Below are 22,352 nucleotides of genomic sequence, written 5' to 3'. Positions count from 1 at the left end.
TAGATGAGCGGAGCCGTGCTCCATCTTCAAAACTATTAAACTTAATAAAGGTTATATAGTATAAACGATCTATTTATAGTAAAATAAACAGGAAAATCATAAAAATAAGGGGAGACATTCGTTGAAAAGCCTTCACCTGCGAATTATGCTGGTTTTTTCCATTATTATTTTATTGTCAGGTTCCTTATTAAGCTACGTGATTTATACATCGTCGGTCAGTCTGATCACACGTTCGCTGGGAGAGCAAGCAAGAAGTATTGCACAATACGCTTCGAAGCAGATTGATCTTGAGAAATACCGTGATATCAATCCTGAGAAAGGGGAAAACGCTTACTACAAGGAGCTCCGTTTAAAGCTGAATGATATTCGAGAGGCCAATAATTTGAAGTACTTATATACAATGGCCGAACGGAAAAAAGGGGATGCCGCGGAATATTATTATATTGTTGACGGGATGCCTCTTGATGCTAAAGGAGAAGATTTTTCCCCGTTGGGTAAAGTGGAGACCAGCATGGGAGTGGTCCAGAAAAAGGCGTTTACGGATCGTGAAATTCAGGTTGGCGAGCTGACGGAGATTGAGCCTTACGGAGCCCTTGTTTCAGCGTATGTTCCGATTAAGTCCTCTACAGGCGAACTGCTGGGAGTACTCGGAGCTGATTTTGACGCTTCAACCGTATATGAGCTGCTTCGTGAGAATAAAAGAAATACGATGATCATTGCCGGGACTATTTTGCTAGTTTCAATTATTATTATTTACATATTTTCTCGAATGATCGTTTCGCCTGTGCTGCGGTTAACCCGCGAAATGCAGAAGGTACAAAGCGGGGATTTGACAGCAAAAACGGAAGTGAAGGGCAAGGATGAAATTGGCCGTCTTTCTGATGCATTCCAAAAAATGATTTTTGTACTGAGGGATATGATTCAAGAAATTCAAAACAGCGTTCATAATATGAAGCAGTCCAGTCAAGTTCTGGCGGAGAGCGCGGGAGAGACTAGTGCCTCCAGTGAACAGATAACCGGATATTTGTCGGATGCTGTGGAGGTTGCCAAGACACAGGAGCAGCGAAGCGGTGAAACAGCAAGGGCTGTGGATGAGGTAGGGGCAGGCGTTCAACGTATTGCCGACTCCTTATCCGTAGTTGCTGAGGCCTCCAAGGAAGCTACAGATGCAGCTAGAATCGGCAATGATTTTGTGCTCCAGGCATTGAAGCAGATGGAATCGATACAAGCATCATCCCATTTAATGGCTAAGGATATTGAGCAGCTGGCCGAGCGGTCGGATCATGTTGGCCAAATTGTCGATGTAATTAAAGACATATCTGCTCAAACGAACCTGTTGGCGCTGAATGCTGCAATTGAAGCGGCAAGAGCCGGTGAGCATGGAAAAGGCTTCGCCGTCGTAGCCGACCAAGTCCGCAAGCTGTCGGTTCAATCGGAGGAATCAGCAGCCAGAATCGGCGAATTGATTGGTTATATTTTGGAAGATACGGCCAAGGTTGTAAAAGGGGTTAACATGGATACGAATGAAGTGGAGTCGGGTCTTGTTATTGTAAGGAATGCCGGCAATGCTTTTGGACGTATTCAGTCTGAGGTGGAAAGGGTTGCGAAGCAGGTTCAAGAGGTTTCGGCTGTCTCTGAAGAGATAGCCGCGGGAGCCGAGCAAGTCACGGCATCCGCTGATGAGATGGACAAGCTGTCCAGAGATACCTCAGAGCATTTTCAAGGTATAGCCAGAGCAGCCGAGGTTCAGATGGAAGCTATGCAGCAAATATCGGTTTCTTCTGAAAAGCTCGAAGAAATGTCAGAGCGCCTGGAACTGCTGATCCAAAGGTTTAAGCTATAGTACAAATATAAAAGAGCTCCAACCGCGATGTTTGGTTGAAGCTCTTTTTGTCATTTAAACCTTTTTCATAGTGTGGACGCGATGTATTATTTGTCGGCTCCATCGTAGCTGTCTCGCCAGCGCAGCAATCGCTCCTCAAGCTTGCGTACAAGAGAATCCGTCAGCTTGCCAACTAAAGCAAATATTACAATACCGACAAATACGACATCGGTTTGGGCAAATTGTCTCGCGTCGGATATCATATAGCCAACACCCGAATTGGCTCCCATCAATTCAGCAACGATGAGGCTCAGCCACGCCATACCAAGTGATAGGCGAAGACCGAGCAGGATATTAGGCATAGCGGAAGGTAGTATAAGCTTAGTTACTTGTTTAAACCGGCTGAACTCAAGCACGCGTGAAACCTCGAATAGCTTGGAGTCAATCCCGCGAATACCGAGAAAGGTGTTTAGGTAGAGCGGGAAAAAGGCTCCTTTAGCGATCAGCAGTACTTTCGAAAACTCACCGAACCCGAACCATAAAATAAATAGCGGCATGATGGCTAAATGCGGTACGGTTCTAATCATTTGCAAGGTAGGATCCAAGGTATATTCCGTCTTCCGAAAAAAACCGACCAATAATCCTGATATTAAACCAAGTCCGCCTCCGATAACAAAGCCGACGACAGCACGATAAATACTAACGGAAAGGTTGTCCAGTAGTACACCGTCACCGATCAAGGTTATAAAAGCTTCAAAAATCTGAATCGGTGTAGGTAGCAATTGAGGAGGAACCAGATGCAGCGATCCGACCAATTGCCAAATGGTCAATATAATGGCAGGCAATATGATTCCGTACATATATTTCTTATAATGTTCGCGAGTTTTCATAGAAAGCCCTCTTCAATGGTAGTCTAATTTTATTCATCTTTAAGTTGATTTTGAAGATATTGAATAACAGATTCATGTACGGTAATGACGCCTGAGTTGAGCTGCTCACGATATCGCTGCTCGGATGCTTGACCTGGATACGTAATGGAATGGTCTGGGTCTACAGTGGGTACAGCGTTGATCTCTCCTAGAAAGCCGGTTACTTGCTCGCGGAAAGATTCTACCGTATGACCAAATATGGTAGGATCGATTAACTGAATGAGCGCACCTCTGCTTTTTCCTGGCCCTTTGGAGCCGATAGGAACATTGACCAAAGCGCCTCCAAGCATTTCGAACGCAAGTGCTAATCCGAATCCCTTATAACCACCGACAGGTGATAAATACTTCACTTCAGCAGGGTTGGTCGTAGGTTGTCCTTGTTGATCCACTCCCCATGTGTTTGGAATGGCTTCCTGATTATATTTGGCCAGAGTCACATGACCCCAGGCACGCTCAGATGTTGCCATATCGAGGACAAACAACGGATCAGTGTGCGGGATGGCAATCCCAAGCGGTGTGTTGTTAACCGCTGCTGCCATGCCCCCAGGGGGAGTCATAACGCTTGTCCCGCCATAAGCGAATACCAGCGTTACTGCACCTTGCTCAGCGCCGTATCTTGCAATAATTCCTGAACAGTTGAACCTTGTAATGTCAGTTAAGCCTATGGATATCATCTTGCGGTCAGGCAAGAATGGAATGGCAAGGTCAATAGCTTCGCGAGCTACGATATGTCCTAAGTCGCTGTTGCCGGTAATATGCATATAGGATCCGTCGAATGGGCCTACCTGGTATACCCCTTTGTCAGTGAAAGCCTCTACGGCATTTCTGAAGTAAGTAAAGCCGTGAGAGAAACGGCCTCTTAGATCAGCATCCAAATAATCTTCTGTTACGATTTCGGCTTCACGCTTGGTTGCTCCATGCTTGAGCAAAACTTGTTTGCCCAGTTCTCTTAGCTCTTGAATAGGAAGAGTTACATTACTCATAATAGATTCACCTCGAGGTGTTATTTATTGTTTTTGATGTCTTCTAATGCTTTATTAATGAAAGTATTGTCAACGACCTTGGATGGATCAACCAGCTTGTTAATGGCTTTCTCATTGAGAAGAAATTGTGCTAGCTCTTGTTGGCCCTTCACAAATGGGTCGGATACTGGAAGCGTAGCAAAGCTAACATTTTTGATTACGGATTTGACAACATCTGCATTCAGCTTGGTTCCTTCGGAGTAAATCTTAACAGCTTCATCAAGATTTTGATTTTGCCAAATCAAGGTTTTCTCCAAAACTTTTAAGTAGGCTGTTACAAGCTCAGGATGTTCCTCAGCGAATTTGGTTCGGGCAATATGGAAAGCCGGGCTTATATAATTGATATTGGATCCGTCCGCCAATACAGTAGCTCCATCATTAACCACGGTAGTGGATAAGTAAGGCTCGCCTATGCTCCAAGCGTCAACGGAACCTCCGATGAAAGCAGCCTTCGCTTCGTCTGCGGATAGTTGAATAATCTGAACATCCGTTGCTTTTAAGCCTGCTTTATCTATCAAGCGGAACAACATATCATAGCCGCTAGTCGCTTTGGCGACGGCGATTTTTTTACCTTTTAACTGCTCAACGCCTTTAATCGCACTGCCTTTTGGTACTAGTAGAGCATTATTCTTCGAGCCTGTGCTGCCAACGGCGATTTCTTTGAACGGTATGTCCGCTATTTGTGCAGTGATTACTGGAGTATTGCCAGTGACAGCTAGATCAAGACGATTAGTGAGGATGGCGTCAAATTGGGGAGGGCCACCTTGTACTTCGAGCCAGTTGACCTTCGCGTTATATTTAGCAAATTCTTCTTCGAACCATTTCTTTTGCTGTGCCAATACAAGAGGGGCCACTGCGTGTTGAACGCCAATGTTCACGACAACTTCTTTTTGCGGTTGAGATGAGCTTGGAGCGGCGCTGTTTGATTTAGTATCGCTTGTTTTACTGCCGCATGCTGCTAGAATAAGTATAAGACTTAGGAATAATACTAAAGTGGATACTTGTGATTTTTTCATAATAAATCTCCTTTTCGCATCTTAAAGTATCTAAACTTTACTATATCCGAGTAAACAAGTATAGTAACTATGTGTTATACTTATATAACTGAAGGTTATGGATTAAAGGGGTTATGATATGAATATAGAGCAACTAGAATATATTGTTAATATTGCGAGAACGGGCTCTATCTCTACAACGGCTGAAATCATGCATGTATCTCAGGCAGGGATAAGCAAAGCTCTGGCGAGGCTGGAAGCTGAAATTGGTTTTGAATTGTTCGAGCGCACTCGGATGGGAACCGTCCCTACAGATCGTGGAAGAATTATTATTGATAAAGCGAATGAGGCACTCATCAAAATTCAGGATGTCAGAGATGCCGTACTTATGCAAAATGACCATATTGAAGGGGAAGTTCGTCTATCGGTAAGCCCTAATTTCATGGCGATTCTTCCCAAATCAATTGTGTCATTTAAAAATCATTATCCATATGTTCGATTAGAGATAACGGAGAAGGATTCAACTGAAATTATCGAGGATATTAAACAAAACAAGACGGATATGGGTTTGATTTATTTAAATCATGAACCTGGTGTAACGGAAGAGCTGTGGTTAACGAAGATGATTGAATCCCGTGTGGTTGTTTGTGTAAGCAGACATTCATGGCTAGCCACCAAAACGAGTGTTACTCGAAAGGATCTAATCAATCAACCCTTTGTTAGTATTAACGGCAGCTTTTCAAATCGCTATATGAGGCAATTCAAGGAAAAGTATGGACCTATCAACATTATTTTTACATCCAACAATCAAGAGGTACTAAAAAGAACCATAGCTGAGGGAGCCGCGATAGGTATATTTATAGAGTTCAGCATTAAGAAGGATCCTCTAATTACCAGTGGGGAAATTGTGGCGATTCCACTTGTGAACGATGATAGCAACGTTGTGACCTTCGGGTGTGCGCGCTCCAAAAAACAGCATTTTCCTAGGACGCACCAAGTGTTTTTGAAGTATTTAATGAGGGAGATTCACCTGTTGGAAAAGTAAACAAAAAATCCGGCCTACCGCAGGGGCAAACCGGATGGAAATGACGCTTATAATAGCGGTTTAGTATTCGTTTAAATGGAATAGGCAGGTTCATGATCCTCATAGCCGCTTAGAGCCCATAAAACGCGTTTGCGATATTCCATAAATGATGTGGAGACGCGGGCACGCGGATGAGGCAAGTCGATGGATATAATCTCCTTAACGGTTCCAGGCTTGGCTTCCATAACGACAATTCGATCGGCCAAGAAGATAGCTTCGTCAATATCATGAGTTACAAGCAGCATGGTCATACGGTTATCACGCCAAATGTCCAGCAGCGCTTCTTGCATATGGTTTCTTGTAAAGGCATCGAGCGCTCCAAAGGGCTCATCGAGAAGAAGTAACTGAGGCTGACGCATAAGTGCGCGAGCGATTGCTACGCGTTGGGACATCCCGCCTGAAAGTTGTTTGGGGAAAGCTTTCTCAAAGCCGGTCAGCTTTACCAATTCAATAACTTCGTTCACCTTTTGGCGGACGGCAGGATCTTTTAAAGACAAATCCGCTGCGATATTTTTTTCAACCGTTAGCCATGGAAACAACCGATGCTCTTGGAAAATAAATCCCTTTTCAATGCTTGGTTTTGTAACCGACTGCTCGTCTAGAAGAACAGAACCTTGATAGCTTGTGTCCAGTCCGGCAGCTATTTTTAACAGCGTACTTTTTCCGCAGCCGCTTGGTCCGATGATCGCAACAAATTCATCCTGCTTTAGTTCTAAATTGACATTACGGAGTGCTTGGACAGTACTTTCCTTGGAAACAAATGTTTTGTTCACATTCATAAATTTCACGGTCGCCATGCTTACTTCACCTCATGTGTAGGAGATTAAACTTGTCATTCTTAAAAGCTAAAGAGGAGACGGCAGTTTGGGTATTATCGATGATAGTTCATATGACAAGAAATCTTAATTTAAGTTTTAGAGAAAGTCAAGGTAAATTTGAGTGATAAGCAATAGAAATGTGATGGATCCTATTATTTACAATCTGCAGTCTGGGTTTGCTTCTATAAGATAAAATCAGGATTGATTTGTGGAATTCTGGCTCCCACTTCTTCACGCCAATCGGTCAGTTTTTCTTTCATATACTTTACCTGCTCGGGCAGAATGGCAGCCAAATTATGCTCTTCGGAAATATCATCCTTAAGATTATATAGCTCCAATCGGCCGTCTTCAAAAAACTCAATCAGTTTGAATTCCCCTATGCGGATGGATGAGCCAGGCGTACCTCCTTGATTGCCATAATGCGGGTAATGCCAGAAAATGGCTTCCCGATCTAACCGGGTCTCCCCCTTTAGAAGTGGTACCAGACTGCAGCCATCCTTATGCTGTTCGGGACTAAGAGCAAGTCCAGCCATTTCGAGAAGAGTCGGGTAAAAATCAGTGCTTATAACAGGCACCTCAGAAACGGATCCCGGCCCCGGCCATTTCACGATTAAGGGTTCTCTTACTCCTCCTTCGTACATCCAACCCTTTCCTTCACTGAGCGGACTGTTGCAGGTTGGAGAGCCCTCTGCGGTGGCAAGACCTCCATTATCAGATGTGAAAATGATAGTGGTGTTGTCCCATTGCCCGGTTTCTTTTAGTGCGTCAAGTAATCTTCCAATGTTTAAGTCCAAATTATACACCATGCCGGCGTAGACAGGATCGGATTGTATAACTCTTCGTTCTACATTCAAATGCTTCTTATGTTCGCATGGGAACTGCTCTCCTTGGACAATAGCATGGGCATGATCAAGTCCTAGCCGCTTTGCTTTGGCAGCGAACTGTTCTGTAAACTCGGAGTTGACTTGGATAGGGGTATGAACCGCATAATGCCACAAGTTGAGAAAGAATGGACGGCCGTCATTTTGTTTAATCAGCTTGATGGCTTCGTCGGTCAGCCTATCGGTTAAATATTCTCCATCCGGCCCATCCTCCAGTGTCTCGATTCCATATGGACTGAAGTAGCCTTGTTTCGGCATTCCCCAATCACAACCGCCAATGTTGATGTCAAAACCGTGCCGATTCGGATAATAAGGCCGATCGCCGAGATGCCATTTGCCCACATGCCAAGTGCGATATCCGCCTTCCTTCAGCGCCGCTGCAAGGCTTTTTTCCTCCAAAGGTAAGTGATCGATATAAGGAGCGTCAATTAAACGCCCTTGTGTATGTCCGCCGATCCAATTAGTGACGCCAAGGGTAGCCGGATATTTCCCGCTCATAATGCTTGCCCGGGTAGGAGAGCATACCGGACAAGCAGCATAGGCTTCGGTAAATCGTATTCCCTCGTCCGCTAAACGGTCTAAATGAGGTGTTTCATAAAACGTGCTGCCGTAGCAGCTGAGATCCTTCCAACCCATGTCATCTATTAAGATGAAAATAATATTCGGTTTATTTGAGTTTTTTTCCATAACTAAACCTCCATATGTAGATACAAAAGGGAACCCGCTGTAAAGAAATATTCGGAAAGGGGAGGTTAATGCCTACCCCTTGGAGGAATATTTTCAAAACAGCGGGCTCTTTGCCAATTGATTAATAAGGGCAGTCACCCGTTATAGCAACACGTTCCGCAACGCGGCGGTTCGGGAAATAGTCGGAGACTGCATAATGCTGTGTAGCTCGATTATCCCAGAAAGCTATCGAATTGTTTTCCCAACGAAAACGAACCTGATATTCTGGAATATGCGCTTGCTTGAATAAATACTGCAGGAGCTGTTCGCCTTCGTCCGGCTCCAGACCGACAATACGCGATGTGAAATTAGGATTCACATATAAGGTTTGACGGCCCGTCTCGGGATGGATGCGAACTATTGGATGTTCAGCCGCAGGAAATTCCGCTTGTTTGGCCGCCAATTCATCCGGCGATAATCTGACGCCAAACGCATGGGTAAAATCATGAATGGCGGTAAGCCCGTCAATTCGTTCCTTGATTTCATCAGGCAGGTTATCATAAGCCGCCGCCATGTCAGCCCAGAGCGTATCACCTCCAGCAGGCGGTACTTCGACAAGACGAAGTATGGCTCCAAGCGCAGGCTCTAGTCTCCAGGACACGTCGGAATGCCAGCTGTTCTCTTTACCTTCCGTTTTATCATTTTTGGCGAACCGGACCACTTCGTCTGAATCCCCTTGCGGAAGGAAAGGGTGAGTTTCAAGCTCACCCCATAATTGGGCAAATGCTTGCTGCTGCTGGCTTGTAATGTGCTGATCACGGAAGAAAATGACCTTCCACTCCAGCAGTGCCCGGTTTAATTCTTGCTGCAGCTCTGGGGAAACCGGGTTGCGCAGATCGATACCGGTGATTTCGGCCCCGATGAGCGGACCTAACGGGTTGACGCCGAACAACGTATAAGGTTTCTCTTCAACCCCTTTCGCTAAACGATTAAGAATACGTGCTCCTGTCTGGATACCGCGATCAGGTAACTTTAATGGACGCTCTGGATTGGTTAAGACTTCGGACATAGGACATTCTCCTCTCGAATATGTAAAATGGAATTACTTTTTCTTAAGCTCGTCGTTAGCATCCTTCAAAATTTTGTCGCCTCCGGCTTGTCGCCATTTTTGCCCTAGCTCGGCGATACCTTTATCAACATCGAGTTTTCCGTTTAACAAACTAACGAAATATTGATTGTATACTTCATTGACTGCTTTACCGAATTCAATTTCCGAGCCTGTTTTCTTATTTACCAGATTCGGCACGATATACTTGGAGGCCACATTAACGGAATCAAGCGCCCGTTCAATTCTAGGCTCGGTTTGCGGCAAATAGTTCTCGTCGATTGGCCAGGTCACATTACCCCACGCCAATGGGTGGGACCAGCCGTTGGGTGAAAAGCCGTCTTTGGCGCGTTCTTCTTCATTGTAGTTAATTTTATCGCCCTGCTTGGTGTAATGAACGCCTTCAATACCTAATTGGAGCAGGTCGCGTCCCTCTTTGGATAATAAGAAATCGATAAATTGCGCCGCCTTTTGCGGATTTTTTGCTTGCTTGGTAACCGAAGTATAGAAAGCATTTTTCCCTTTGAAAGCCATTCCCTGCTTACCTTCAGGACCGGCAGGAGGCGGTGCATAGCCTAATTTTCCCGCAGGATTCACCTGCTGCAAGCTGCCCTCAATGCGGCTTACGTGCCGGAACAGGGGACCGTCCATGAAGCCCGCTTTGCTTTGGAAAAACTTTTGCTCCTTCAGCGGCCGGTCGTATACGATAAATTCGGGATCGATCAGCTTCTCCGAATACCATTTTCTTAGCTCTGTCAGTCCCTTCTTGAAGGCGGGATGCTCAAATTTAGGGATCACATTGCCTTTCTCATCCTGAGCCCAATCTCCGTAAGGCAAGCCATAAGCATAAAAGACAAAGTCAAAGGCTGTCAGAGCATCGCCTGCTATAGGCTTGTTAGTAATAAAACCATAGGTATCGGCCTTGCCGTTCCCGTCGGGATCTTTTTCTACGACTGCTTTAAGCGTGCTATAAAATTCCTCAATCGTTTTGGGAGGCTGTAAGCCGAGCTTCTCGAGCCAATCCTGTCTAAATTGAATCGTATAATTGGACTTTTCCTGCTGGCTGATGAACGGGTAGCCGTAATATTTTCCGTCCACTGCGGTCCACTTCAGGCCGTTTTCCAGCTTGGCTTTTAGGGAGGGCGTATCCTTTAAATAATCATTCAGAGGGATAATAATGCCTTCTTTTACCCATTGAGATACCGTTTCTGAAGGGTATTGGGTTGTCACGACATCAGGCAAATCGCCGCTGGCAAAAGCTACATTAATTTTGTCAAAAGCATTTTCAGGTACGATTTTGACATTAAGCTTAATGTTTAATCGTTTATTAATTTCCGCGATAATGCGGTCGTTGGGCTGTAAAGGCTTCGCGCCTTGGTCTCCGGTTGTCAGATAGGTCAGCTCATAAGGCTCATTTGAGCTTGAGCTCGGTTTTCCACCGCTAACTGCAGTGTTCGCCGTACTAGCTGGCGTATTTGAGCATCCAACGGCAGTCAGTAAAGCCAATGCATTTGCACCGATAAACCATTTTTTAACTGTGTGTGGTTTCCATTTCATCTTCTGATCCTCCATCGGAATGTTTTCTATAAGTAAGCTGGCAGTAGTCCTAAATCATTCTTTGACCCCGCCGACCATAACGCCATTCACAAAATATTTTTGGAAAAAAGGATACACGAGCATAACAGGGATCGTTGCGGCCATCACCGTTGCCATTTTTATAGAGGGGCCCAGCAAGAAGACATTATCTCCGCCGCCTGAATAGGACGATTCGTTCTCAAACAGCATACTTCTCAAAAAGAGCTGAAGCGGCCAAAGATTTTTATCACTTATAAAAAAGATGGCATTAAAAAATTCATTCCAGCGGGATACTGCATAAAACAAGGTAATGGTTGAAATAGCCGGCATGGAAAGTGGAATGACAATTTTAAAAAGCACACCCATATCATTGCTGCCGTCTATCCGTGCAGCATCCACAAGGCCTTCAGGCAGAGAGCCAAAGAAATTTCTCATAATAATCAAATTGTAAGTATTAATGGCACTTGGGATTATTAAAGCCCATAAGGTATTCATTAAGCCCAAATTTTTAACGATCAAATAGGTAGGGATGATCCCCCCGCTGAACATCATAGTAAACACAATAAGAAACATTATGACCCGGTGACCTTTGAGCTGCGGTTTGGAAAGCGCGTAAGCCGCCATAACGGTCAATATCATATTGATAGCCGTTCCTACAGTGGTGATAAATAACGTCGCACCGTAAGAAGTCCACAGCTCTTTCATGGAAAATAAATAGATGTAAGCATCGAACGTCAAGCTGGTCGGAAATACATGGATTGTTGAATTTAAATACTCATTCAGCGGGATGACGGACACGATCAAGGTATCCCAGAAAGGGTATATCGTTATGAGTGCCAAAAAGCTTAAGAATAGGAAGTTAAAGATGTCAAAAAACCTTCCTGCTGTTCCAATGCGGTTCATACCGCTTCCTCCCTCCTTAATAAACCCCTTGTTCTCCCATCATTCTTGCCAGCTTATTCGCCATGACCAGTAGAACAAAATTGATAAGGGATTTGAATAATCCTACTGCGGCAGCGAGGCTGAACCGCCCTTCAGTTAAACCGATCCGGTATACATAGGTGTCGATAATATCAGCTACGTTATAAACACCCGGATGATACAGAACGTAGATCTGCTCGAAACCGGCTTCCATAATCCCTCCGAGCCTCAGAATAAGTAGCAGTATGATCGTTCCCCGAATCAAAGGGAGGGTTAGATGCAGCAAACGTTGCCACCGATTGGCTCCGTCTATTACGGCAGCTTCATAAAGCTGCGGATTGATTCCAGCAAGGGCAGCCATATAAATAATCGTATTCCAACCAAATTCCTTCCAAATCATCGAAAATACGAGGGTACTTCGGAAGTAAGATTCTTCGCTCATGAAGCCAAAAGCAGTTCCCCCCAGTGCTTTAATGATGTTATTGATTACTCCATTATCTGTGGATAGCAGATTGATCATTAAACCGCCGAGAATTACCCACGAAATAAAATGAGGCAGATAGATTACAGTCTGCACGGTTTGTTTGAACAGCTTAATGCGCACTTCATTTAAAAGCAGGGCGACAAGGATAGGCGCTGGAAAGCCGAAGGTGAGCCGATACAAGCTAATAATGATTGTGTTCTCAATAACCTGCCAAAATTTATCTTGAGAAAACAAATAATTGAAGTGCTTCAGCCCGGCCCAGTCGCTACCGAGAATCCCTTTGGTAATGCTGAAGTCTTTGAAGGCAACGACAGCTCCGTACATCGGAACATAATGAAATACAAGGTAATAAAGGATCGCTGGAGCCAGCATTAAGTATAAATACCGATGAAACCAGAGGTAACGCCACAGCTTGGCTTTCTTGGGAACGGTATGGCTTGTATGACTAACCCTGTATTCCCCTTTTGCTAAAGTCACTCCCAGATTCCTCCTTTCTAAAATAAAAAAAGACACAACATGAGTAAGCCATGTTGTGTCTCCGGTTGACCAGTAGACATGATATGAGGGTTTATCTATTACCAAATCATTTAATTCCGATGAGAATAATATGAATACTTGATGAATGAATTCTACCATCGATCCCTATATTTGTAAACCCAAATCTTTTCAGTGAATTTTGTGATTCACTTAGTTTTCTTGCATAAAAGGTTGGGCCTTAGTTCAAAATAACCCTACAAATACCAATTTTACAAATAATAAGTTGACCAAAAACATCAAAGGAGGCTTTTATATGGCGGAACGGCGTAACGAACAGCCGCCTAGCGATTCTCGTCGCCAGTTTCTTAAATATTCGGGAACCGCTATTGGTGGGGCCGTTGTAGGTGGAGTAATTGGTGGAGCAATCGCCGGCGGATTTCGCAAAAATCCGGCCGTGCCAGCACCGGCACCAACTCCGGGGACGGCAGCGCAGACGGCAGATTTCAATCAGGCGCCTATGTACTTCAATCAGCTTCAGCTGCAAATAACGGAAGCGGCGGCTGAAAGAATTTATCCTAAGGATGATATTGGACCGGGAGCAGCAGAACTCGGGGTGGCTTTTTTCATTGACCATCAAATGGCTAGCCCTTGGGGGATAAATGCCCGTGAATATCGGATTGGCCCTTTTATTAAGGGAGAAGTTACTCAAGGAGATTACCAGATCATTCAACGCAATGAGCTGTTTACTATGGGGCTGCAAGCCATGGAAGAGGCGAGCAAGAAGAAATATACGAAATCGTTTGTCGACCTTTCCGACGAAGAGAAGGATGCGATCTTAACTTCTTTGGAGAAGGGTGAAATTCAGGTCATTAACGACGTTACAGGCAAAACCTTTTTTAATTTATTGCGCAGAGTGACCTTGGAAGGAGTATATTCTGACCCCGTGTACGGAGGAAACAAGAACATGATGGGCTGGAAAATGCGTAAATATCCCGGGAATCAGATGGTTTACACAGATATTATGGAAAAAACCGAGTTTGTTCACATGGAGCCGCGCAGTCTCCACGATCATTTTGCAACCCATTGATTTTGAAAAAACATAGCTGACAAACAAAACAGAAGAGAGGCATACATCATGGCTACTAAAATGCCGAAGGTTCCTGTCGTCGTAGTTGGGATGGGATTTCTAGGAGGTATAATTGCCGCTGAGTTAACCAAGCAGGGCGTCAAGGTTGTCGGATTGGAGAGAGGAAAGCCGCGCAGTACAGAAGATTATTACATGGTGCATGACGAGCTTCGCTATGCGCAAAGGTTGGATCTGATGCAGGATCTGGCCAAGGAAACGATAACTTTCCGCAATACGGAGAAGGTAGCAGCAGTGCCGATGCGGGAGCATGGCTCCTTTTTGCTCGGAGAGGGCTTAGGCGGAGCGAGTGTGCATTGGAACGGGCAAACCTTCCGGTTTCTTCCCTACGATTTTCAAATTTACAGCAAAACGGTTGAGCGCTATGGGAAAAGTAAAATACCTGACGGCATGATAATTCAAGATTGGGGCATTACCTACGATGAAATGGAGCCCTATTTTGAAAAATTTGAGAAAATGGCCGGAATTTCCGGTGATCCTGAACAAAATGAGATGGTCGGTAAGCGCGCCAATCCATTTCCAACGAAGGCGATGATTAGAACGCCGACTATTAAGATGTTCGAGGAGGCGACCAAGAAGCTTGGTTATCATCCTTATATGTGGCCTTCCGCTAATTTGTCTGAGCAGTATACGAATCCTGACGGCATTACTCGTGCAGCCTGTCAATATTGCGGATTTTGCGAGCGGTTTGGCTGTGAATACGGAGCGAAGGCCGACTCTGTTGTAACGGTACTGCCGGTCGCTCAAAAAACTGGAAATTTTGAGTTGAGGACCTACTCGAATGTTACCAAGGTTTTAAATGACGGCAAAAAGGCAACCGGAGTTGTTTATGTAAACACAATATCAGGCGAGGAGTACGAGCAGCCAGCCGATATTGTTATTCTAACCGGCTACGTGTTTAATAACGTCAGATTGCTGTTAACTTCGAAATTGGGTCAGCCTTATGATCCTGCATCGGGTAAAGGAGTTATCGGTAAGAACTATGCCTATCAAACGAATGGCGGAAGTGCGACTGGCTTTTTTGATGACAAGGAATTCAATTTGTATGCGGGAGCCGGTTCGTTAGGGATGGAAATTCCCGATTTCAATGGAGATAACTTTGATCATACGAATCTCAACTTTATCCATGGAGCCGGTATTCGTTTCGCACAGCCGGGACAGCGGCCGATTGCCAATAATTCGGTACCTGCGGGAACGCCTAGCTGGGGCAAAGAGTTTAAACAGAAATCAATCAAGTATGCGAACAGCGTCTTGAATGTGGGTGTGCAGGGCAGCAGTTTGCCATGGAAACACCACTACCTGGATTTGGATCCTACATACAAGGATGCTTATGGACTGCCGCTCATGCGAATTACCTTTGATTTTGAAGAGCAGGATCGGCAAATGATCAAGTTTGTGGCCGAGAAGGCAGCAGGGATCATGAAGGAAATGAATCCAACTACGATAGGTTCGAACAGCACGTTAGGGCCTTACAACATTGTCCCTTACCAATCTACGCATAACACGGGAGGCGCTATCATGGGTGCCGATCCTTCGACATCCGCAGTTAACAGCTATTTGCAGATGTGGGATGTTGAAAATGTGTTTGTCGTTGGGGCGTCTGCATTTCCTCACAACAGCGGCTATAACCCAACGGGAACGGTAGGAGCTCTTGCATATAGGGCGGCTGAAGGGGTTTCCAAATATATGAAGCAGGGCGGCATCGTCGTGTAACGGTGAGCATGGCTTCGAATGGGTGTGAGATGGAGCATGGAGCAAGAAGATTGGATTTTTCACTTGACGGAAGTACGTAAACGGCTGCTGCTCGTATTCGGGTGGTTTGTAGCAACTTTATGTATAGGCTTGTATGTTTCGCCTGGCATATTGCGATTTATTAAATCGCAGCCTGGAGCAGCAGGCATCGAATGGAATGTGTTTTCTTTCACGGATGGGCTGCTGATCTATATGAAGTGCGCTCTGCTGTTCGCTCTGCTGTTCACACTGCCAATCCTGCTGTACCAGCTGTGGGCATTCGTTCGTCCGGGCTTGACCGATAAGGAAGCGAAGGGCGCACTTTCTTATGTGCCGGCGTCATTCATGCTGTTTTTGATTGGGCTTGCGTTCAGCTATCTGGTCGTATTTCCGATGATGCTGCGCTTCATGAAAAATATGAACAGTACGATTGGAGCTGTAGAAACGTACGGCATTGACAAATACTTCTCGTTTCTGTTCGATGTGGTGCTCCCTATGTCAGCGGCTTTCGAGCTGCCTGTAGTCATGCTGTTTTTGACACGAATCGGCTTGCTTACGCCTGAACGATTAAAGACGGGGCGCAAATACGCCTATGTTGGGCTGGCTATCCTTGGCTCATGTATATCTCCGCCGGATATGCTGTCTCACTTATCGGTTACGATTCCTCTATTTATGCTCTTTGAAATTAGCGTCTTCGTTTCGGGCAGACAGTGGCGGATGACACAGGAAAGCCCAGCAAACGGTTGACAGTAACGTGAAAATATACAACGAAAGCCAGTGAATTGCATACGATACAGGTTTCGCTAAAGCGAAACCCATAGGAGGATAAGAGCTATGTTCAACAATATTGGTGTTTCCGGATTGGTGCTTATATTGGCCATCGCGTTAATTTTATTTGGGCCTTCGAAGCTGCCTCAGCTTGGAAGAGCTTTCGGCGATACACTACGTGAATTCCGCAATTCCACTCGCGGGATGGTAGAAGATGTCGAGCAGCCGGAACAGCCTGCAGCTAACGAAATCAAGAAGCTGACCTAAGGGAGGAGGGATGGACTTCAAGTCCACCTCATTCAGCTTCAAGTTTTATAGCATAGGATCTGCATACAAAAGCATTGACTATATGTCAGTGCTTTTTGGCTTGGTTGCAATTGTAAAAAGGAGAGGTCCATTTGTTTTCCCTCAATGTCTACGAAACGATGCCCTCTACATGTTAGAATGGAACAAAGCTATTCATTCGAGAAGTTTGCTTTTTTCGGCTTTTCCATCTTATGCGATTGTACAAGGGGAACGAAGATGATGCCTATGATGCCAAACGATATATTTACCCAGCTTAATGAGCTGATTATCCATGTGACAGACGTGGAGCTAACCGAGTGCTTGCCGCAATGGAGCTGCCAGCCCCAAATTATGCCGCTCTGCCAAATATGGCTCGTTCATAAGGGAACGGCGATATTTGAGCTCAATGGAGAAACCTTCCGGCTTGGAGCGGGGCATTTGTTATTTCTTTCGAAAGGGCAGAAGTTTCAAGCTGCATCGGATTCTGCAGTTCCTTTGATCTATTTTGCAGTAAGTTTTACCTATCAATCTCCATTGAGAAAAACAGACAAAGATTATGTCTATCGTGCCGAAGGTGACTTATTTCCGCTTAATGGAGAAGTGCCTGTACATCATCACCAGCCGCAGGTGCTTTATTTATTTGAGCAGCTATATAGCAGCAGGAGTGAGGGGGATGGAGGACGTCAGCAGTACCGTCAGAAGGGCTTGCTTCATGAGCTGCTGTATCTGGCCGCTTTGGAAATTCAGGGTGGCATCGATCAGCAGCGGAATGGTGTGGAACGGACGGTTGAATATATGCATCAGCATTACACGAAAAACCTGCCGCTTGAGGAATTGTCCGGGCTGGCGGGCTTTAGTCCCAGCTACTACTCCCGCCTATTCAAGAAACTGAAAGGGCTCAGTCCTAACGCTTATATGACGAAGCTGCGAATGAACCGGGCCAAGGAGCTGCTCGTTTATTCTCAAAACTCTTATTATGAAATAGCCCAGTATCTCGGTTATAAAGAGGAATCGTATTTTAGCCGGATGTTTAAGAAGGAGACTGGCTACTCCCCAACGGAATATGTCAAAATGAGCCGAACCATTGTCGTTACTATGAGACATTCCTTCAACGGCGATTTTCTGGCTTTAGGTATTAGACCGCATGCTGCTGTTATGGCAAGAGGAGCCGAAGCATTCCCTATTCACAGTCAGAATGAAGAGACGCCATCGCCGATACTCGTGGACAGCAAAACCTCCATAGAAGATTTGGTCCGGCTGAAGCCAACGCTAATCCTGTGTGATGAGGAATGGGCCAAGCTCCATAAGGAGCTGTCTCATGCAGCTCCTACGGTTACTATTCCGTATTGGGACATACCATGGCGCGAGCGCTTGTACCGAATTGCCGATCTTGTCGGGAGAAGGAAGGAAGCAAAGACATGGCTGCAAGATTATGAGCAAAAAGCAGAGCGGGCGAGCCAACTCATAAAAGCGAATATCGGGGAAGCAACCATACTTGTTCTTCGTATTGTCGGCGGCAAATTAAGAGTGTACGGCATGGACAGAAATATTGGCTGCACGCTGTACCAGGATTTGAAGCTTACGCCTCCACAGAACGTACGTGCTATCAAATGGAGGAAAACGATCACATTGGAAGAATTGCCGAACTTTGATGCCAATTATGTTCTGCTGATGGGATCGCCCCATAAGAAGGACCAAAAAATGAAGCGAAAATTAGTTGAGAGTGCTGAGTGGCAAGATTTGACCGCGGTTAAAAACAATCAATGTATACGTATCGCACTTTATCCTTGGATCGACTACTCCGCATCAAGTCATGAGTTGGTGATCGACGAGGCCGTTCGCTTATTTGTGCCTCAGGAAGCGAGATAGACAAAAATGTTCAAATAATTGAGCAAAAATCTTCATAGCTAAATGATTGCTCTTTCATATATACTGTTGAATGATCATTGAATGAGAATGATACTCATTGTTAATTGACAGAGAGAAATTATATATGGAGGGGGAAGTTTTAATGTTTACATTTAGAAAGCCGCTGCTTGTTGTGGGGGCAGGGTTATTATTGAGTTTATCTTTTCTGGCAGGATGCGGTTCCGCCAAGCCGGCAAGTGAAGGTACGTCGGCTGTTCCTGCTAAAGCGAGCGAAGGCTCCGCAGCCACAAGCGTAGGTACTGCAGCCTCGGAAGAAAAAACGATCAAGCATGTATGGGGAACAACCAAATTAAAAAAGACTCCGCAGAAAATAGTAGCGTTAGATTTTTCTTATATTGACATGCTTACGGCATTGGAAATCAATCCGGTCGCTTCTGTAGGTATCGGTGAATCGAGCTTCCCTGAGTACCTTAAGGATCGTTTCAATGCAAAGAACGTAGTTAATGTAGGGCAAGCCAAACAGCCGAATCTGGAAGTGCTCAAATCGGTTAAGCCTGATCTTATTATTGCAAGCCCGAACCGCCATGAAATGATCAAGGCCCAGCTGGCCGAAATTGCTCCGACGATTGCTTTGGATGATGGCAGCTATCAGGCAGTATTAAGCAATTTTACTAATCTTGCGGATGTTCTGGACAAGAAAGAGCAGGCAGATAAGGTGAAGAAAAGCATTGCAGACAAAATCTCATCAGCTCAGGAGAAAGTGAAAAACAAGCCCAGCGTATTGGTCGTAGGAGCATTCGAGGATGATTCTACCGTTTGGCTAAAATCGTCTTTTATCGGTTCCTTGATGACCGAGATGGGCACGCAGTATTTGTTTGAAGGCAAGAAGGATCTGTCTGCTGCAGAAAGCAAAACAGATATTGCCAAGCTTAGTTTGGAGCGTTTGGGCGAGTTTAATCCGGATTACGTGTTTATGTACGGCGATCCCGGCAAATGGTTGAATAATCCGCTGTATAAAAACTTGAAGGCGGTTAAAGAAAATAAAGCGGTAGAAGTCAACAGGGATCTTTGGTCTAAGGGACGGGGGCCGCTTGCCGCAGATATGATTGTGGATCAAGCTGTGAAATTTATGACAGGCGTAAAATAAGCTCGCGGGAGGTAGTGTGAACGGTGAATCGACTGCTGTCGGGCAGACAGGGGCAGACTTGGTCTGTTCCCTTTTTGAGTGTGGGCTTGACCGCAGTTCTCCTTGCTGCCATTCTTATTGGTCTTGTGGCGGGTGTTAAGGGCTTGGGCTGGAGTCAGGCAGGTGAATTGTTAAGCTTGGATACATCGAATTTGCTGGTGTACAAGGTATGGTATGTTCGGCTGCCGCGTGTCCTGTTGGCTATTATTGTAGGTTCGGGGCTCGCTATAGCCGGTTGCTTATTGCAAGGAATTACAAGGAACCCCTTGTCTGATCCCGAAATTATGGGCATTAATCAGGGGGCGTCCTTCTTTGTCGTTTTGTCATTGGTCATGTTCGGTATGAAGGACGTTACGGCTACAATTCTTATTGCAGGCTTCATCGGTGCGGCCGCAGGAGGAAGCATCGTTTATAGCTTATCCCGATTGGCGGGATACACGGTTATGCGTCTGGTGTTAGCTGGGGTCGCGGTTTCGATGTTTATGGCTTCTTTAACAACCGGATTTATTATTTTGTTTGATGACAAATTGTCGGAGATTTTATATTGGATGGCGGGAAAATTGTCAGGGGCGACATGGACGGATGTAAGCTTAAGTCTAGTCAGCTTCGTTCCTGCTGCGATAGGGAGCATGCTGCTGGCGAATCAGTTTAACATTTTTTCACTGGGAGAAGACGCTGCTCATGGGCTTGGGCAAAATGTTGTACGGGTTCGACGGATTGCTTTTCTTATCGTTATTGTCCTTGTCGGAGGATCGGTTGCTCTCACTGGACCGATTGGGTTCGTAGGGTTGATTGTTCCTCATATCGTAAGGTCCTGGGTAGGTACAGATTATCGAATTGTAATTCCCATCTCTGCGCTGACAGGCGCCACCTTGCTGCTGGTTTCAGATATTGGAAGTCAATGGGTGCTATATCCTACCGATACACCGGTCGGGATTCTTACTGCTTTATTGGGTACGCCTTTCTTTCTTTATTTGATGCGCAGGAGAATGGGGGGAGGTTAAATGCGAGATAAGAAGAGGCGGTTTCTCTTAACAATGATTACAGGTTGTGTCCTCCTGGCCATTTTTGCGGTGCTAAGCTTGCGGTTGGGTGCGGTTGAAACTCCCTTTGGCCAAATGCTGGAGGAGTTGGTTGCCCAGGATGGTGTGATTTACATGTACAGGCTTCCTCGCCTTGTTATTGCCATGCTGATAGGCATCAATATGTCGCTTTCGGGAGCGCTACTTCAGGGCGTGACACGAAATCCGCTTGCGGCGCCTGATTTAATGGGAATCACAGCCGGAGGCGGCTTGGTCACGGTTATTATGATTCTGGCAGTTCCTCAATATTCGGCAGTTATGCTTCCTGTATATGCTTTTGCCGGGGCTGTGGGCGCGAGTCTGTTAATATATATGCTGGCTTATCGGAATGGAGTGAAGCCGGAGAGACTCACGTTATGCGGGGTCGCGGTGACGGGAGGGCTGCATGCGATTATCACCTTGCTAATTGTGAAGTTCGCACCTACAGCGGCCCAAGCGCTCGTCTGGTTAAAGGGCAGCCTCTATGCTCGTTCTTGGGAGCATGTCGAGATGGTGTGGCCTTGGACGATTGTTGGAGCTGTATTGGCGCTGCTCAGCTGCCGGCACTTAAATACGCTTCTTCTGAATGAGGAGTCGGTGCGTGGTCTAGGGATGCGGATTGATCGCACGCGTCTTTTTTTGATAGCCGTTGCGGTTGGGCTTGCGGGAAGTGTTGTTGCAGTAGCAGGTGCAATCGGCTTCATCGGCTTGGTCATTCCACATCTTGCCAGACTGTTGGTTGGGGCGAACTTTCGTTATATCCTGCCGACTTCGGCCGTGCTGGGAGCGGTACTGGTGATCGCTGCCGATACGGCGGGACGGATTATTATGCCGCCCATTGAAATTCCAGTCGGGATTATGACTTCCCTCATCGGTGCTCCCTACTTTTTGTATTTGCTGCTGAGGAGGAAGCTGGGGTAATGCTCATGTGCCGTTAGGATGGCACATCCCTGCAAAAAATCTTATTCATGGGGCTGTCCCAAAAGACATTTTGAGACAACCCCTCCACCATTTTATCCTGAATAGATGGTAGCAAAAGAGCCCTCAATTCCACTTTAATAGTTGAAGGCTCTTTTGCACATTCTTGTGTATTCTTAGTGATGCATAAGATGAGTAGCTTTCCAACGCGTGCTAATCGTGGGTATCGGGTGCGTGGCTCGTGTTTAGTGGCAAGTGCCACGTGGCTTGTGACTTGTGGTTCATGGTTCGTGGCTCATGGTTCGTGGTTCGGTTACGGCATTGCATGGCAGTCTGGCGCATTCCGTGCAATTATCAGGAAAATGTCAAGTTAGTTACTCCGAAAATAGCGTTCCAAGTCTTATAGCTGGAATTCCTCCTGCTAATTCTACGTATTTTGGCTGATATCCACCATTTCACCTCTATTAGAGTTAGTTTTTCAGGCTGTCGAGAAAGTCTCGGCAGTCTTTTTTTCTTTAATATAATTCACCAATTCACCGCGTTAATTTGATATAATATAGTAAATAATTTGGAAAGTGGTGATGTCTATGTTTCGCTCTAATCAAAGAGAT

General features: G+C 45.6%; 19 protein-coding genes. 10 read left to right on the top strand and 9 right to left on the bottom strand.

Annotated elements, in window-relative coordinates; translation table 11 throughout:
• Positions 1 to 121: 121 nt before the first annotated feature.
• Complete coding sequence (locus tag ACFQ0C_RS07030; RefSeq protein ID WP_379365300.1) at positions 122 to 1,843, top strand: methyl-accepting chemotaxis protein; 1,722 nt, start codon at positions 122 to 124, stop codon at positions 1,841 to 1,843.
• An 86-nt stretch (positions 1,844 to 1,929) separates the two neighbouring features.
• Here ACFQ0C_RS07030 and ACFQ0C_RS07025 read toward each other — a convergent pair whose 3' ends face one another.
• Genes ACFQ0C_RS07025 through ACFQ0C_RS07015 form a run of 3 tightly spaced genes read right to left on the bottom strand, consistent with a single transcriptional unit; the run spans position 1,930 to position 4,789 of the window.
• Positions 1,930 to 2,712 carry an ABC transporter permease gene (locus tag ACFQ0C_RS07025; RefSeq protein WP_379365298.1) on the bottom strand — a complete coding sequence of 261 codons (783 nt, stop codon included), beginning with the start codon at positions 2,710 to 2,712 and terminating at the stop codon, positions 1,930 to 1,932.
• A gap of 29 nt (positions 2,713 to 2,741) precedes the next feature.
• Complete coding sequence (locus tag ACFQ0C_RS07020; protein ID WP_379365296.1) at positions 2,742 to 3,734, bottom strand: Ldh family oxidoreductase; 993 nt, start codon at positions 3,732 to 3,734, stop codon at positions 2,742 to 2,744.
• Positions 3,735 to 3,754: 20 nt separating this feature from the next.
• On the bottom strand, positions 3,755 to 4,789 hold the full coding sequence (locus tag ACFQ0C_RS07015) for an aliphatic sulfonate ABC transporter substrate-binding protein (RefSeq protein WP_379365294.1): 1,035 nt from the start codon (positions 4,787 to 4,789) through the stop codon (positions 3,755 to 3,757).
• A 118-nt stretch (positions 4,790 to 4,907) separates the two neighbouring features.
• Between ACFQ0C_RS07015 and ACFQ0C_RS07010 the strand changes: the two genes are divergently transcribed.
• On the top strand, positions 4,908 to 5,813 hold the full coding sequence (locus ACFQ0C_RS07010; RefSeq protein ID WP_379365292.1) for a LysR family transcriptional regulator: 906 nt from the start codon (positions 4,908 to 4,910) through the stop codon (positions 5,811 to 5,813).
• Positions 5,814 to 5,884: 71 nt separating this feature from the next.
• Here the strand turns inward: ACFQ0C_RS07010 and ACFQ0C_RS07005 are convergent, their stop codons facing one another.
• From ACFQ0C_RS07005 to ACFQ0C_RS06980, 6 genes are all read right to left on the bottom strand, one after another.
• Positions 5,885 to 6,649: an ABC transporter ATP-binding protein gene (locus ACFQ0C_RS07005; RefSeq protein ID WP_379365290.1), complete on the bottom strand. Its 765-nt coding sequence runs from the start codon at positions 6,647 to 6,649 to the stop codon at positions 5,885 to 5,887.
• A 203-nt stretch (positions 6,650 to 6,852) separates the two neighbouring features.
• Positions 6,853 to 8,238, bottom strand: coding sequence for a sulfatase (locus ACFQ0C_RS07000; RefSeq protein ID WP_379365288.1), 1,386 nt, complete (start codon positions 8,236 to 8,238; stop codon positions 6,853 to 6,855).
• 121 nt (positions 8,239 to 8,359) lie between these two features.
• Complete coding sequence (locus tag ACFQ0C_RS06995) at positions 8,360 to 9,286, bottom strand: TauD/TfdA dioxygenase family protein (protein WP_379365286.1); 927 nt, start codon at positions 9,284 to 9,286, stop codon at positions 8,360 to 8,362.
• 33 nt (positions 9,287 to 9,319) lie between these two features.
• Entirely contained in the window at positions 9,320 to 10,879 is a 1,560-nt protein-coding gene (locus tag ACFQ0C_RS06990; protein WP_379365284.1) for an extracellular solute-binding protein, read from the bottom strand.
• 54 nt (positions 10,880 to 10,933) lie between these two features.
• A complete protein-coding gene (locus ACFQ0C_RS06985; protein ID WP_258217347.1) occupies positions 10,934 to 11,800 on the bottom strand; it encodes a carbohydrate ABC transporter permease in 867 nt (288 codons plus the stop codon).
• A 16-nt stretch (positions 11,801 to 11,816) separates the two neighbouring features.
• Positions 11,817 to 12,779: an ABC transporter permease gene (locus ACFQ0C_RS06980; RefSeq protein WP_379365281.1), complete on the bottom strand. Its 963-nt coding sequence runs from the start codon at positions 12,777 to 12,779 to the stop codon at positions 11,817 to 11,819.
• A 313-nt stretch (positions 12,780 to 13,092) separates the two neighbouring features.
• On the opposite strand from ACFQ0C_RS06980, the gene ACFQ0C_RS06975 reads away from it, so the two are divergent.
• The 8 genes from ACFQ0C_RS06975 to ACFQ0C_RS06940 all read left to right on the top strand — a co-directional run bounded on the left by ACFQ0C_RS06975 (position 13,093) and on the right by ACFQ0C_RS06940 (position 21,744).
• On the top strand, positions 13,093 to 13,866 hold the full coding sequence (locus ACFQ0C_RS06975) for a gluconate 2-dehydrogenase subunit 3 family protein (RefSeq protein ID WP_379365279.1): 774 nt from the start codon (positions 13,093 to 13,095) through the stop codon (positions 13,864 to 13,866).
• A 48-nt stretch (positions 13,867 to 13,914) separates the two neighbouring features.
• Positions 13,915 to 15,636: a GMC family oxidoreductase gene (locus ACFQ0C_RS06970; RefSeq protein WP_258217350.1), complete on the top strand. Its 1,722-nt coding sequence runs from the start codon at positions 13,915 to 13,917 to the stop codon at positions 15,634 to 15,636.
• A 36-nt stretch (positions 15,637 to 15,672) separates the two neighbouring features.
• The gene (tatC, locus tag ACFQ0C_RS06965; RefSeq protein WP_379365276.1) at positions 15,673 to 16,401 is read left to right on the top strand and encodes a twin-arginine translocase subunit TatC; all 729 of its coding nucleotides are present in this window, start codon (positions 15,673 to 15,675) and stop codon (positions 16,399 to 16,401) included.
• Between the two features lie 87 nt (positions 16,402 to 16,488).
• A complete protein-coding gene (locus ACFQ0C_RS06960; RefSeq protein ID WP_258217352.1) occupies positions 16,489 to 16,689 on the top strand; it encodes a twin-arginine translocase TatA/TatE family subunit in 201 nt (66 codons plus the stop codon).
• 255 nt (positions 16,690 to 16,944) lie between these two features.
• Positions 16,945 to 18,576: an AraC family transcriptional regulator gene (locus ACFQ0C_RS06955; RefSeq protein ID WP_379365274.1), complete on the top strand. Its 1,632-nt coding sequence runs from the start codon at positions 16,945 to 16,947 to the stop codon at positions 18,574 to 18,576.
• Positions 18,577 to 18,718: 142 nt separating this feature from the next.
• Positions 18,719 to 19,723, top strand: a complete 1,005-nt coding sequence (locus ACFQ0C_RS06950) for an ABC transporter substrate-binding protein (RefSeq protein ID WP_379365272.1) — start codon at positions 18,719 to 18,721, stop codon at positions 19,721 to 19,723.
• 23 nt (positions 19,724 to 19,746) lie between these two features.
• Positions 19,747 to 20,766 carry a FecCD family ABC transporter permease gene (locus ACFQ0C_RS06945; protein ID WP_379365270.1) on the top strand — a complete coding sequence of 340 codons (1,020 nt, stop codon included), beginning with the start codon at positions 19,747 to 19,749 and terminating at the stop codon, positions 20,764 to 20,766.
• A complete protein-coding gene (locus ACFQ0C_RS06940) occupies positions 20,767 to 21,744 on the top strand; it encodes a FecCD family ABC transporter permease (protein WP_379365268.1) in 978 nt (325 codons plus the stop codon).
• Positions 21,745 to 22,352: the final 608 nt, after the last annotated feature.

Origin of the sequence: Paenibacillus sp. GCM10027630 (assembly GCF_042676305.1) — a bacterium.
Lineage (GTDB): Bacteria > Bacillota > Bacilli > Paenibacillales > NBRC-103111 > Paenibacillus_S.
This window is presented reverse-complemented; position numbering and strand designations above follow the sequence as displayed.